The 14,270-nt window shown below is 71.3% G+C and carries 10 protein-coding genes; 5 read left to right on the plus strand and 5 right to left on the minus strand.

The window, feature by feature from the left end; all coding sequences use genetic code 11:
• The first annotated feature begins 67 nt into the window (after positions 1–67).
• The 5 genes from AC3WRN_RS03875 (at position 68) to ligD (ending at position 7,629) form a co-directional block, all read left to right on the plus strand.
• The gene (locus tag AC3WRN_RS03875) at positions 68–1,666 is read left to right on the plus strand and encodes an aldehyde dehydrogenase family protein (protein WP_492621966.1); all 1,599 of its coding nucleotides are present in this window, start codon (positions 68–70) and stop codon (positions 1,664–1,666) included.
• Positions 1,663–2,865 (plus strand): M24 family metallopeptidase, encoded by a 1,203-nt coding sequence (locus tag AC3WRN_RS03880; protein ID WP_492621967.1) that lies wholly within the window; start codon positions 1,663–1,665, stop codon positions 2,863–2,865. Before AC3WRN_RS03875 ends, AC3WRN_RS03880 begins: the two co-directional genes overlap by 4 nt.
• Positions 2,866–2,926: 61 nt before the next feature.
• A complete protein-coding gene (locus AC3WRN_RS03885; RefSeq protein ID WP_492621968.1) occupies positions 2,927–4,750 on the plus strand; it encodes a DUF885 domain-containing protein in 1,824 nt (607 codons plus the stop codon).
• Between the two features lie 73 nt (positions 4,751–4,823).
• Positions 4,824–6,395, plus strand: coding sequence for an APC family permease (locus AC3WRN_RS03890; protein ID WP_492621969.1), 1,572 nt, complete (start codon positions 4,824–4,826; stop codon positions 6,393–6,395).
• A gap of 310 nt (positions 6,396–6,705) precedes the next feature.
• Positions 6,706–7,629: a non-homologous end-joining DNA ligase gene (ligD, locus tag AC3WRN_RS03895; RefSeq protein ID WP_492621970.1), complete on the plus strand. Its 924-nt coding sequence runs from the start codon at positions 6,706–6,708 to the stop codon at positions 7,627–7,629.
• Positions 7,630–7,643: 14 nt separating this feature from the next.
• On the opposite strand, the gene AC3WRN_RS03900 is transcribed toward ligD, so the two are convergent.
• From AC3WRN_RS03900 to AC3WRN_RS03920, 5 genes are all read right to left on the minus strand, one after another.
• Positions 7,644–9,614 carry a M1 family metallopeptidase gene (locus AC3WRN_RS03900; protein WP_492621971.1) on the minus strand — a complete coding sequence of 657 codons (1,971 nt, stop codon included), beginning with the start codon at positions 9,612–9,614 and terminating at the stop codon, positions 7,644–7,646.
• Positions 9,615–9,639: 25 nt separating this feature from the next.
• Positions 9,640–10,851 carry an AGE family epimerase/isomerase gene (locus AC3WRN_RS03905; protein ID WP_492621972.1) on the minus strand — a complete coding sequence of 404 codons (1,212 nt, stop codon included), beginning with the start codon at positions 10,849–10,851 and terminating at the stop codon, positions 9,640–9,642.
• Complete coding sequence (locus AC3WRN_RS03910) at positions 10,848–11,834, minus strand: carbohydrate kinase family protein (RefSeq protein ID WP_492621973.1); 987 nt, start codon at positions 11,832–11,834, stop codon at positions 10,848–10,850. Before AC3WRN_RS03910 ends, AC3WRN_RS03905 begins: the two co-directional genes overlap by 4 nt.
• A complete protein-coding gene (locus AC3WRN_RS03915) occupies positions 11,831–13,087 on the minus strand; it encodes a sugar MFS transporter (protein WP_492622040.1) in 1,257 nt (418 codons plus the stop codon). The genes AC3WRN_RS03910 and AC3WRN_RS03915 overlap by 4 nt, the downstream gene beginning before the upstream one ends.
• 95 nt (positions 13,088–13,182) lie before the next feature.
• Positions 13,183–14,232, minus strand: a complete 1,050-nt coding sequence (locus AC3WRN_RS03920) for a LacI family DNA-binding transcriptional regulator (protein ID WP_492621974.1) — start codon at positions 14,230–14,232, stop codon at positions 13,183–13,185.
• Positions 14,233–14,270 lie beyond the last annotated feature (38 nt).

Below are 14,270 nucleotides of genomic sequence, written 5' to 3' on the forward strand. Positions count from 1 at the left end.
GGGGGCGGGCCCCCTTCCCGCTGGGGGGGGGGGGTTCCCGATCCCCTCAAGTCCCGAGGTATCCGCCATGAACGATGCACTCCAACCCGTCCTGCTGGCCGGCGCCTGGCAGCCCAGCCGCGAGCCGACGGGCAGCTTCCGTGCCGCCGACCCCGCCACCGGCGCGGCGATCGGCCCGGCCTTCCCGGTCAGCGGCGGCAGCGATGTCGAGGCCGCCGTCGCCGCGGCCAGCGCTGTCGCCGCCGAGCTGGCTGCGGCGCCGGCCGAACGGATCGCCGCATTCCTGGAGGCCTACGCCGACGCGCTCGACGCCGATGCCGACACCCTGGTTGCGCTGGCGCACGCCGAGACCGCGCTGCCGGCGCCGACCCGGCTGCGCGGCAACGAGCTGCCGCGCGCCAGTGGCCAGCTGCGCCAGGCGGCGAAGGCGGTGCGCGGCTACGCGTGGACGCATCCGGTGATCGACACTGCTGCCGGCCTGCGCTCGCATCTGGCGCCGCTGTCCAAACCGGTGCTGGTGTTCGGCCCCAACAACTTCCCGTTCGCCTTCAACGCGGTCGCCGGCAGCGACTTCGCCTCGGCGATCGCCGCGCGCAACCCGGTGATCGCCAAGGCGCACCCGCTGCATCCGGCGACCAGCCAGCGCTTGGCGCAGCTGGCGCACCAGGCGTTGCGCGACAGCGGCCTGCCGGCCGCGGCGGTGCAGTTGCTGTACCACTTCGACCACGGCATCGGGCTGCGGCTGGCCGGCGACGCGCGGCTAGGCGCGATCGGCTTCACCGGCAGCCGCGCCGGCGGGCTGGCGCTGAAGGCGGCCGCCGACGCGGCGGGCGTGCCGTGCTATGCCGAACTGTCCAGCGTCAACCCGGTGTTCCTGCTGCCCGGCGCGCTGGCCGAGCGCGGCGCGGCGCTGGCGCAGGAGTTCTTCGCCTCGTGCACGCTGGGCAGCGGCCAGTTCTGCACCAACCCCGGCGTGCTGGTGGTGCCGCACGGCGCCGACGGCGACGCCTTCGCCGCCGCGGCCGCCGCGCACTTCGCCGCGGCCGCGCCGATGGTGCTGTTCTCGGCGGGCGGCGTGGAGCACGTCGCGCGCGGCGTGGACACGCTGCGCCTGGCTGGCGCCCAGGTGCTGGCGACGGCGCCGACCGACGGGCAGGGCGGCTTCCGCTATCCGCCCACGCTGCTGGCGGTGGACGCGGCGGACTTCCTGGCGCGTCCGCGCGAGCTGCAGACCGAGGCGTTCGGCCCGGTCGGCCTGCTGGTGCGCACGGCCGATGCCGGCGCGATGCTCGCGGTGGCGCGCGCGCTCGAAGGCAACCTCACCGGCACGCTGTACCGCGCCGCCGACGGTTCCGACGACGCGGCGTGGCGGGCGATCGCGCCGGTGCTGCGCGCCCGCGTCGGTCGCCTGATCAACAGCAAGATGCCGACCGGCGTGGCGGTCAGCCCCGCGCAGAACCACGGCGGGCCGTTCCCGAGCACCAGCCAGCCCGGCTTCACCGCGGTCGGCATGCCGGCGGCGATCCGCCGCTTCGCCGCGCTGCACAGCTACGACGGCGTGCCCGACGCGCTGCTGCCGGTGGAACTGCGCGACGCCAACCCGGGCGGCGTGCCGCGCCTGCTCGACGGGCAGTGGACCGTCGCCGACGTGGCCGCACGGGCATGAGCGCGCAGATCGGCCAGCTCGGCCTCGCCGAGGCGCAGGCGCAGCTGCAGCCGTGGGCGCGGCGCGCGCCGGCCATTGCCGGGGCGGAGTACCAGCAGCGGATCGAGCAAGCCCGCGCGCTGATGCGCACGCTGGGCGTGGATGCGCTGCTGGTCAACGCCGGTACCTCGCTGCGCTACTTCGCCGGCGTGCCGTGGGGCGCCAGCGAACGGCTGGTGGCGCTGCTGCTCACCGCCGCGGGCGATCCGCTGCTGGTGTGCCCGGCGTTCGAGGAAGGCTCGCTCGACGCGGTGCTGAAGATCCCGGCGCGCAAGCGCCTGTGGCAAGAACACGAGGACCCATACGCGCTGGTCGCGCAGGCGATGGCCGAGCGCGGCGCGCGCACGCTGGCGCTGGACCCCGCCGCGGCGTTCGCGCTGCATACCGGGCTGTGCGCGCACCTGGACCCGCGCGCCATCGTCGACGCCGCGCCGGTGATCGACGGCTGCCGCCGGTGCAAGTCGCCGGCCGAGCTGGCGCTGATGCAGCAGGCCTGCGACATGACCCTGCAGGTGCAGCGCCTGGCCGCCGGCATCGCCCGCGAGGGCCTGGGCACCGACGAGCTGGTGCGCTTCATCGACCAGGCGCACCGCGCGCTGGGCGCCGACCACGGCTCCACCTTCTGTATCGTGCAGTACGGCCATGCCACCGCGTTCCCGCACGGCATCCCCGGCGTGCAGCAACTGCGCGAAGGCGAGCTGGTGCTGATCGACACCGGCTGCACGGTGCAGGGCTACCACTCCGACATTACCCGTACCTGGATCTTCGGCACGCCGGACGACGAGCAGCGCCGCATCTGGGATTTGGAAAAGGCCGCGCAGGCCGCCGCGTTCGCCGCGGTGCGTCCGGGCGTGGCCTGCGAAGAGGTGGACGCCGCCGCGCGCAAGGTGCTGGAGGCGGCCGGGCTGGGCCCGGACTACCGCCTGCCGGGACTGCCGCATCGCACCGGCCACGGCTGCGGCCTGGCGATCCACGAGGCGCCGTACCTGGTGCGCGGCAACCGCACCGCGCTGCAGCCGGGCATGTGCGCCAGCAACGAGCCGATGATCGTATTGCCGGGCAAGTGCGGCGTGCGGCTCGAAGACCACTTCCACGTCACCGCGGACGGCGCGCAGTGGTTCACGCCGCCGTCGCCGGCGATCGACCGGCCGTTCGCGTGACGGCCGGGGCGTGGCGCTTTCCGCGTGGTTCCGTTCGCCACGATCCTGCCGGAGGGATCGCATGATGCCGTTCCGTCCGCTCGCACTTGCCGTCGGCCTGCTCGCTGCCGTGCTCCTCGCCGCTTGCCAGCAGGTCGCACCTCCCGTGACGGGGGCATCGGCGACCGCTGCGCCCGCGCAAGACGATGCCGCCGCGCGCTTCAAGGCGTTGTATGAGCGCGAATGGCACTGGCGCCAGGCCCAGTTCGCCGGTGCCGACACCGAGGACAGCCAGGGCACGCCGGCCGACCACCTGCCGAAGGTCGATCCGGCCAGCCAGCAGCAGCGCACCGCCTACTGGCAGCAGGTGATGGCGGAGCTGGACGCGATCGCGCCGGCGCAGCTGCCGCCGGCGGAGCAGGTCAACTACCTGGTCTACCGCCAGCAGATCGCGGTGCTGCTGGAGCGGCAGCGCTTCCGCGCCTGGGAGATGCCGTTCAACAGCGACAGCGCGTTCTGGAGCAACCTCGGCTTCACCGCGCGCGGCAGCTTCCACAGCGACGACGACTACCGGCGCTACCTCGGCCAGCTGGCCGACATCCCGCGCTATTTCGACGAGCAGATCGCCAACATGCGCGTCGGCCTGGCGCGCGGCTTCAGCCAGCCGCGGGTGACGCTGCAGGGGCGCGACCGGTCGATCGCCGAGGTCGCCGACGCCGCGGGCGAGGCGAACCTGTTCTACACGCCGTTCCGGCACCTGCCGGCGACCATCCCCGCGGCGCGGCAGGCCGAGCTGCGCAAGCAGGCGCTGGCGGCCATCTCGTCCAGCGTGGCGCCGGCCTACGCGAAGCTGCTGGCGTTCATGCGCGGGGAATACCTGGCCCGCACGCGCACCACGCTGGCCGCCGAGGCGCTGCCGGACGGCGCGGCCTACTACCACGCGCAGATCCGCGAATACACCACGCTCGACCAGGACCCGCAGCGGATCCATGAGCTCGGCCTCGCGGAAGTGGCGCGCCTGCGCCGGGCGATGGACCAGGCCATCGCCGACAGCGGCTTCAAGGCGCCACCGGGTGAGTCGACCTTCCCGGCGTTCCTGCATTTCCTGCGCACCGATCCGCGCTTCTACCCGAAGAGCGCGCAGGAGCTGCTGAAGGACGCCGCCTGGATCGCCAAGCGCGTGGACGGGAAGATAGGCGACTACATCGGGCGGCTGCCGCGCCGCCGCTTCGCGATCGAGCCGGTGCCGGCCGACCTGGCGCCGTTCTACACCGGCGGCCGCGGCGGCCCTGGCCTCTACCTGGTCAACACCTGGAACCTGCCGTCGCGCCCGCTGTATGTGCTGCCGGCGCTGACCCTGCACGAGTCGGCGCCCGGCCACGCGCTGCAGATGCCGCTCGCCGCCGAGGACGCCACGCTGCCCGACTTCCGCCGCTACACCTACATCTCCGCCTACGGCGAGGGCTGGGCGTTGTATGCGGAATACCTGGGGCAGGAGATGGGCATGTACGACACGCCCTACGAGCGCTTCGGCTACCTCACCTACCAGGTCTGGCGCGCCAGCCGGCTGGTCATCGACACCGGCATCCACCACGCCGGCTGGACGCGCGAGCAGGCCATTGCCTACCTGCGCGACAACACCGCGCTGAGCGAGCACGAGATCACCACCGAGGTGGACCGCTACATCAGCTGGCCTGGCCAGGCGCTGTCGTACTACCTCGGCGAGCTGAAAATCATCGAGCTGCGCCGTAAGGCCGAGGCGGCGTTGGGAGGGAAGTTCGACCTGCGCGCCTTCCACGACGCGGTGCTGCAGACCGGCTCGGTGCCGCTGCCGCTGCTGGAGGCGCAGATCGACCGCTTCATCGCGGGCGGCGGCAAGTCGCCGTGGGCGGGCGCGGCCGAATGATCCGGCCGCGCGCCCGCCATCCGTACATCGCGCGCCGCGGGGGCGGCGCGTTCGTTTCCACCGGGGGAAATGCATGGCCGCACAAGGCAAGTTCCACAAGAGTCTGAGTCTGGTCGACCTGACCTTCATCGGGCTCGGCTCGATCTTCGGCTCGGGCTGGCTGTTCGCCGCCAGCCACGTGGCGGGGATCGCCGGGCCGGCCGGCATTCTGTCCTGGATGATCGGCGGCGTCGCGGTGCTGCTGCTGGGGCTGGTGTATTGCGAGCTGGGCGCGGCGCTGCCGCGCGCCGGCGGGGTGGTGCGCTATCCGGAGTATTCGCACGGCGCGCTGCTGGGTTCGCTGATGGGTTTCATCACCCTGATCGCGTTCTCCAGCCTGATCGCGATCGAGGTCGAGGCCTGCCGCCAGTACGCCGCGGCGTGGTTCCCGTCGCTGAGCCTGCCGGGCAGCACGCATCCGAGCCTGGCCGGCTGGCTGCTGCAGTTCGCGCTGCTGGTGCTGTTCTTCCTGCTCAACTACTTCAGCGTGAAGTCCTTCGCGGTGGCGAACAACATCGTCAGCGTGTTCAAGTTCGTGGTGCCGGTGCTGGTGATCGTGCTGCTGCTGGTGCACTTCAACCCCGGCAACCTGCACCAGCACGGCTTCGCGCCGTTCGGTGCCGCGGGCGTGGAGGCGGCGATCGCGGCCGGCGGCATCATCTTCGCCTACCTCGGGCTGACCCCGATCGTGGCGGTGGCCAGCGAGGTGCGCGAGCCGCAGCGCACGATCCCGATCGCGCTGATCCTGTCGGTGGCGCTGTCCACGGTGATCTACGTGCTGCTGCAGCTGGCCTTCCTCGGCGGCATCCCGGCCGGGCGGCTGGCGGGTGGCTGGGGCGGCATCGAGCAAGTCTTCGCGCTGCCCTACCGCGACATCGCGCTGGCGCTGGGCATGGGCTGGCTGGCGACGCTGGTGGTCAGCGACGCGGTGGTCTCGCCCAGCGGCACCGGCAACATCTACATGAACGCCACCCCGCGCGTGGCCTACGGCTGGGCGCGCAGCGGCGGTTTCCTGCCGGTGCTGGCCCGGGTCGACGCGAAGTCCGGCATCCCGCGTCCGGCGCTGTGGCTGAGCCTCGCGCTGTCGGTGTTCTGGACGCTGCCGTTCCCGTCGTGGGAAACCCTGATCAACGTGGTCTCCGCCGCGCTGGTGCTGAGCTACGCGGTGGCGCCGGTCACCGTGGCGGCGCTGCGGCGCAGCGCGCCGGCGCTGGCGCGGCCGTTCCGGGTCAGCGCGTTCGGGCTGCTGGGGCCGCTGTCGTTCGTGGTCGCCGCACTGATCGTGTACTGGTCCACCTGGCGGACGCTGTCGTGGCTGCTGGGGCTGCAGGTGCTGATCTTCGCGGCCTACGTGCTGTACCGCCTGCCGTCGAAGGCCGCACGACCGCGCCTGCGGCGCCAGGTGCAGGGCTCGCTGTGGCTGATCGGCTTCTACCTGCTGGTGCTGGGCATGTCCTGGCTGGGCAGCTTCGGCGGCATCGGCGCGATCCCGCAGCCGTGGGATTCGCTGGCGATGGCCCTGCTCGCCCTGCTCGTCTACCTCTGGGGCGCGCGCACCGGCCTGCGCAGCGACGAGCTGGAGCTGGAGGAAGACGATGGCGAGTGAAGCGGCGAGAGGAATTGCAACGGCCGAGCAGTGCACGCGCCCGGCAGGCGCGATGCGCGTTCAACGCGCGGCGCGCCGGCGTTGCCGCGAGTAGAACACCAGGCCGATGCCGACCAGCAGCGCGCAGCCGCCCGCCACCTTGCCCAGGAACAGCACGGGATCGCCGCCGCCGGGCGGGATCAGCGAGGTGACGATGGCCAGGGCGACGAAGCCGAAGCCGGACGGCCCTGCCGGCCAGGCGATGGCCTTGCCGCGCCATGCACGCGCCTGGTGCCTACCCTAGGCGCACTCCACGGCGCGGAGGCAGGCCATGAGCGTGAGCGATCCCGGTCCGGCAGCCGGCTCCCTGCCAGAGCGTTCGCATGCGGCGGCGGCGGGCGTGGCGATCACCCACGCCGGGCGCATGGTCTATCCGGATGCAGGGATCAGCAAGGGGGACGTGGCGGCCTACTACACGGCGGTGGCGCCGTGGCTGCTGCCCGGGTTGGTCGACCGGCCGCTGTCGCTGCTGCGTTGCCCGGACGGCGCCGCCGGCGCCTGTTTCTTCCAGAAGCATCATGCGGCGGCGCTCGGTACGCACGTGCGCTCGATCGCCCTGCGCGAGAAGGACGGCGGGGTCGCCGATTACCTCTACGTGCGCGACCTGCGCGGCGTGCTCGAGCTGGTGCAGATGAACACGCTGGAGTTCCATCCCTGGGGCGCGCGGGTGGATCGGCCCGAGGCGCCCGACCGGATCGTGTTCGACCTCGATCCGGCCGTCGGCGTACCTTGGCCGGCGGTGATCGAGGCCGCGCGCAGGATACGTGTGCGGCTGCAGGACGCCGGCCTGCAGGGTTTCGTGCGCACCAGCGGCGGCAAGGGCCTGCACGTGGTGGTGCCGTTCCGCCGCGGTCCGGACTGGGATGTGGTGAAGCGTTTCTGCGCGGCGTTCGCCGAGGCGATGGTGGCCGGGCATCCGCCGGATTACGTCGCCACCGCGGGCAAGGCGCGGCGCAAGGGCCGCATCTTCATCGACTGGCTGCGCAATACCCGCGGCGCCACCAGCGTGTGCAACTGGTCGCTGCGCGCACGTGCCGGCGCGCCGGTGGCGATGCCGCTGGGCTGGGGCGAGCTGGACGAGGTCGCGGGCGGCGCCGCGTTCGGCCTGCACGCCGCGCTCGCGCGGGCGGCAAGCCTGCGTGCCGATCCGTGGCAGGGCATCGGCGAACTGCGGCAGCGCCTGCCGGGCCGGTAGCCGCGCACCACGGCTTATTCCACCTTCAGCGTGTCGTTCGAGCGGTCCGCTTCCGGCAGCGCGTGGGCCGGGTCCAGCGTGGCCGACTTCACCTTGCGCGTGCCCGCCACCCGCACCACGTAGTCGCGGTGCTGCTGCCAGGTCTCGACCGGGATGCGCACGTCCTGCGTGCTGCCGTCGTCGTAGCTCACCCGCAGCGTGTTCGGCAGCACCAACTGGCCGAGGTTGGCGACGGTGATCTCCGCGCCGTGCGACCATTGGCCGTCGACCGGCGCGATCTTGCGTACCGCCATGTCGAACGGCCAGTTGTGCTCGTACCAGCCGCGCCAGAACCAGCCCAGGTCCTCGCCGGTGTCGCTTTCCATGAAGCGGAAGAAGTCCGACGGGCTTGGGTGCTTGTACGCCCAGGTGGCGATGTAGCGGCGGAACGCGGGGTCGAAGCGCTCCGGCCCGATGATCCGTTCGCGCAGCAGCACCAGGCCGAACGCGCTCTTGAAGTAGCTGATCGGGTGGCGATACTTCTCCGGCGTCATGTCGGCGCCGTTGAGCAGGGCGGGCGCGGCGGGGTCGGCGAGCACCTTCGCGATCTCGTCGGCCGGATTGCCGCCGCCGGGCGCGTACTCGCTGTCGCGCTTGGGCGCGTATTCGCCGTGGTTGAAGGCGTCGTCCTCGTAGACGTCGATGAAGGTGTTGAAGCCCTCGTCCATCCACGCGTCGCGGCGCTCGTTGCTGCCCACGATCATCGGGAACCAGATGTGGCCGATCTCGTGCGCGATCACCATGTGCAGCTTGCTGCCCTTGGCCAGCTTGTGGTCGAAGGTGATGCCCGGATATTCCATGCCGCCAGCAGTGCCGGCCTCGTTGATCGCCACCGGCCACGGGTACGGATACCACTGCTTCGAGAAATACTCGGTGGCGGCCTTGAGGTATTCGGTAGCGCGGCCCCAGGCTTGCTGGCCGCCGCTTTCGGCGGGATAGACCGACATCGCCAGCGCGGTCTTGCCCTCGGGCAGGTTGATCCGCGCGGCGTCCCACACGAACGCCTTCGAGGCGCCGAACGCCACGTCGCGGGTGTTGTGCATGCGGAAGCGCCAGGTCAGCGTGCCGCTCTGTTTTGGACGGCTGGACGGCTGGGTGACTTCCTCCGGCGTCCGGATCATCACCGTGGCGTCGCTGCGGCGTGCCTGTTCCAGTCGCTGCCGCTCGGTTTTCGTCAGCACCTCGTCGGGGTTCAGCAGCTCGCCGGAGCCGGCCACGATCATGTCCCACGGCACGGTGATCGCGTAGTCGAAATCGCCGTATTCGAGGTAGAACTCGCTGTTGAGGTAGGGCGCGGTGTCCCAGCCGCGCAGGTCGTCGTACACGGCCATGCGCGGGTACCACTGCGCGATCTCGAAGATCTCGCCGTTCCTGCTCGGGTTGACGTCGGTGCGGCCGCCGAATTCGCCGGGCACGGTGTAGCTCCAGGCGACGTGCAGGCGCAGGCTGCCGCCGTTGCCCTTCAGCGCGGCGGGCAGTTGCACCTGCATGCGCGTGTCGGACACCAGCCACTTCACCGGCTGCGTGCGGCCGTGCGCGTCCTCCACTTCGACGGAAGTGATCCGGTAGCCGTCGGTGAACTCGGTGGGGAACTTGCTGGTGAACGCGCCGCGGGCGTCGCGGCGGTAGCGGTTCTGGTCCAGTTGCAACCACAACACGTCGAGCGCGTCGGGGCTGTGGTTGGTGTAGCTGATCACCTCGTTGCCGCGCAGCTGCCGCGTGGCCGGGTCGAGCGTGGCGGTGATCGTGTAGTCGGCGCGGTTTTGCCAGAACAGCGGGCCGGGCTTGCCGCTGGCGGAGCGGTATGCGGTGGCCGGCTGCGGGTAGTTGTACGGCGCGAAGGTCTGCAGCGGGTCGAAGCGTGAGCTTGCGCTGTCGGCAGCGAACGCGGGCGCGGCCAGCAGCGTGGCGGCCGTGATGGCGAGGGAAATCGCGAGCTTCGTCATGTAGTGCCTTGGGAAGGGTGGTGGATCACGGCCGGCCGCCGGCGCGCAGCAGCGCCAGCACTTCGTAACAGGCGCCCATGGTGTGGTAGTCGGTCTTGCCGGCCGGGCTTTTCTCGTCGCTGTACTGGCGGTTGTCGCGGGTGAGGATGCGGTACCACGCACCGTAACGGTGGTCGACGAAATGCTGCCACGCATACGCCCACAGCTTCGCGTACCAGTCGTCATACGCGGCCAGGCCGGTGCGCGCGTGCAGCAGCGCGGCGGCGGCCAGCGATTCGGCCTGCACCCAGAAGTACTTGTCGTCGTCGCAGACGCTGCCGTCCGGCGCGAAGCCGTAGCAGATGCCGCCGTGTTGGCTGTCCCAGGCGCGCGCCAGCGCGGTATCGAACAGGTGCATCGCGGTGGGCAGCAGCCAGTTTTCCTCGCGGCCGCGTTCCAGCAGCAGCGGTTCCAGGATCAGCAGCAGCTTGGCCCACTCGGTCTGGTGGCCGGGCTGGAAGCCCCACGGCCGGAACAGGTGCTTCGGGTCGTCGCGGTGGTAGTCCCAGTCGATGCGCCAGCCGGCGTCGTAGTGTTCCCACACCAGCCCTCCGGCCTGGGCCGCCTGGCGGCGGGTCATGTGGTCGGCGAGGGCGAGCGCCCGTTCCAGGTAGCGTGGCTCGTCGCTGGCCTGGTAGGCCGCCAGCATCGCCTCGCACATGTGCATGTTCGCGTTCTGCCCGCGGTAGCCGCTGAACTGCCAGTTCGCGTCCGCTTCGTCGCGGTACAGGCCGGCGTCGGCATCCCAGAAGCGCCGTTCCAGCAGGTTCCAGGTTTCGTCCATCCATGCGGCGGCCTCGCCGATGCCGGCCTTCACCGCGCTGGCGTAGGCGAGCAGCACGAAGGCCGCGCCGTAGGCGTGGTTGGTGCGGTCTTCCGGCCGCTCGTCGCGGATCGTCCAGGCGTAGCCGCCGGTGTACGGGTCGCGGTGCACCTCGCGCAGGTAGCGCAGGCCATGGCGCGCCGCCTCGAGGTAGTCCGCACGGTCGAACTCGGTCGCCGCCATCGCGTAGTTGAAGACGAAGCGGGTGCTGCTGACCAGGTGCCGGTGGCTGCGGTCGTAGACCGTGCCGTCGTCCCTGAAATAGTGGAAGAAGCCGCCGGCCGGGTCGATCGCGCGGGGGTGGTAGAACGCCATCGTCTGTGCGATGTGCTCGCGCAGGAAGGTCGCCGAGCGGAAGTCGGGGGTGCTGTTCATGCCTGCTGCCCCATGAAGGCGAGTACCTCGTCGCCGCGCGGCATCGCGGCGAACGAGCCCTGGCGCGTCACGGTGAGCGCGCCGCAGGCGGCGGCGAAGCGCAACATGGCGTGCAGGCGCGGCAGGGCGGCGACCAGCCGGTCGAGCCGGTCGGGGGCGGCTTCCAGTTCGGCCAGGCAGCACAGCAGGCCACCCACGAAGGCGTCGCCGGCGGCGGTGCTGTCGACCACCGCGACCGGATAGCACGGCAGCTCGCCTTCGGCCTCGGGGTGGAACCAGCGCAGCGGCCGCGCGCCGTCGGTCACCACCACCAGCCGGGTGCGCCCCAGCCACAGCCGGTCCAGCGCGGGCTGTTCGCCGTCGACCGCCAGCCAGGCGAATTCCTCGGCCGACAGCTTCACCACGTCGGCGAGGTGCAGCGCCGGCCACAGCAGCGGGCGCGGATCGGCATCGGCCGGCCACAGCGCGGGGCGCAGGTTGACGTCGAAGCTGACCAGCGCGCCGGCGCCGTGCGCGCGTTGCATGCCTTCGCGGGTGGTCGCGGCCAGCGCCGGGTCGGTCATGCTGTTGGAGCAGACGTGGAACACGGCGATGTCGCGGAACGTCTCGGCGCGGAAATCGGCCGGCCGGAAGCGCAGGTCGGCCGTGCCGTCGCGGTAGAAGCTGAAGCTGCGTTCGCCGTGGGCATCCAGCGTGACGAACGCGAGCGCGCTGTTCGCCGCCTCGGTACGCACCACGTCGGCGGTGCCGACGCCGGCCTGCTGCAGGCTGTCGAGCAGGAAGTCGCCGAAGCGGTCGCATGCGAGCATGCCGGCGAAGCGGGCCTGCCCGCCCAGCCGCGCCGCGGCTACCGCCACGTTGGCCGGCGCGCCGCCAGCGAACGGCACGAAGCGGGCGGCGAAGCCGCGTCCGTCGAGGCCGTCGGCGTGCAGGTCGATCAGCGCCTCGCCGAAGCACAGGATAGATCGCATGGCCATGCTCAATCGTTTCCGCCGGCATCCGGCGCCGAGAGGCTGCGGATGCGCGAGCCGCGCAGGCCGTAGAACACGATGTACAGGTAGCACAGCAGCGGCAGGAAGAACGCATGCTGCAGGCCGATCCGGTCGGCGAACACGCCCTGCACGAACGGCACGATCGCGCCGCCCACGATGGCCATGATCAGCAGGCTGGACGCCTTGCTGGTCATCGGGCCCAGCCGCTCGATGCCGAGCGCGAAGATGGTGGGGAACATGATCGAGTTGAACAGGCCGATCGCGATGATGCTGTACATCGCCACCGCGCCGCTGCCGAGCATGGTGGTCAGCACCAGCAGCGCGTTGATCGCGGCGAACAGGGCGAGCAGCTTGCGCGGCGAGAACTTCGCCATCAGCGCCGAACCGACGAAGCGGCCGACCATCGCGCCGCCCCAGTACCACGACACGTAATGCGCGGCCTGCTGCTCGCTCAGGTGGCCGATCTCGGGCATCGACAGGTAGTTGACCATGAAGCTGCCGATCGCCACCTCGGCGCCGACGTAGAAGAAGATGCCGAGCACGCCGAACAGCACGTGCGGATGGCGCAGCACCTCGACGAAGCCGTGGCGGTCATGATCGCCCCTGTCGGTGGCTTCGGTCAGCGCCGGCAGGCGGAACAGCCACACGAAGACCGCCAGCAGGAACAGCACCACGGCCAGCCCGATGTACGGGAACTGCACCGCCTGCGCCTGCTGGGTGTCGTAGAGCAGGCGCTGCGCCGGCGCCAGCGCGGCCAGTTCGGCCGGGCTCTTCACCACGTTGGACAGGATCAGCAGGCCGCCGAACAGTGGCGCCAGCGTGGTGCCCAGCGAGTTCAGCGCCTGTGCCAGGGTCAGCCGGCTGGAACTGGTCCGCTCCGGACCGAGCAGGGCCACGTAGGGGTTGGCGGCCACCTGCAGCACGGTGATGCCGGTGGCCAGCACGAACAGCGCGCCGAGGAACGCCGGGTACAGGTGCAGGCTGGCCGCCGGCCAGAAGCCGAGCGCGCCGACGCCGGCAATCGCCAGTCCGGCCACGATGCCTTTCTTGTAGCCCAGCGCGGCGACCAGCCGGCCAGCCGGCATCGCCATCAGGAAGTACGCGCCGAAGAAGGTGAACTGCACCAGGATCGCCTGGGCGTAGTTGAGCTGGAAGATCGACTTCAGGTGCGGGATCAGGATGTCGTTGAGGCAGGTCAGGAAGCCCCACATGAAGAAGATCGTGGTGAGCACACCCATCGCCATCGGGTAATCGGTGTAGTGCTCGCCGCGGACGGGCGCGTCGGGTGTCGGTGCGGGCGGTTGGGCGAAGGCCATGGAGCTCCCCTGGGACGTGTTGGTCAGGCGATGGGTGGACAGCTGCTTTCGCGAACCACCAGTTCCACCGGCGCCAGGACCTGGCGGCCGGCGGCCCGCGGTTGCTGCAGCCGCTGCAGTACGAGTTCTGCGGCCTGCCGCCCACGCTCGCGTGGTGCGGCCGACAGGGTGGTCAGCGGCGGCGTGCCGAGTGCCGCCTCGGCGATGCCGTCGAAGCCGGTCAGCGCGAAATCGCGGCCCGGCTCCAGCCCGCGCCGGCGCAGGCCCAGCATCAGCCCCAGCGCCACCGCATCGTTGTAGCAGACCGCCGCGGTCGGCGGCAGTGCGCCGGTGAACAGGGCAGGCGCATGGTGGGCGGCGTCGAGCCGGGTCGGCGCGCATTCGACGCGCCCGTGCGGCTCGGTGCGCAGCCCGGCCGCGCGCATCGCCTCGAGGTAGCCGGCATGGCGCTGCCGGCACGAACTGGAATCGTGGTGGCCGCCGAAGAACGCGATGCGGCGGTGGCCGCGCTCGATCAGGTGCTCGGTAGCCAGGCGGGCGCCGTGCTGGTTGTCCAGCATCAGCCGGTCCCAGGGTTCCGCTTCGGCCACGGCGCCGTCCAGTTCGCGGTTGAACAGCAGCAACGGCGCGCGCCGGCCGACGGCGGCCAGCACGTCCGGCGCCCGGCTGTGTTCGGCCGGCGACAGGATGATGCCGGCCGGGCCGTGCTCCAGCAGCGAGCCGAGCACCGCCAGCTCGCGCGCGGCCGACTCGCCGGTGCAGCCGAGCAGGGTGACGAAGCCGGCGGCGGCCAGCGACTCGTCCACGCCGGCGGCGAATTCGGCAAAGAACGGGTTGGCCAGGTCGTTCAGCACCAGCGCGATGCTGGACGAGGTGCGCCGGCGCAGGTTGGCGGCGGCGCGGTTGTAGACGTAACCTTGGCGGCGCAGCTCCTCCTCGACCCGGGCGCGGGTGTGCTTGTTCACCAGCGGGCTGCCGCGCAGCACCAGCGAGACCGTGGCGCGCGATACGCCGCAGCCGGCGGCGATGTCGTTCAGGGTGACCTTGCGCCCGATCTGGGTATAGCTCGACATGCGGTTTTACCGGGTTGGAACGATCCAAAACTAGCTTA

It is taken from the genome of Rhodanobacter sp. FW101-FHT13A11, from assembly GCF_058790335.1.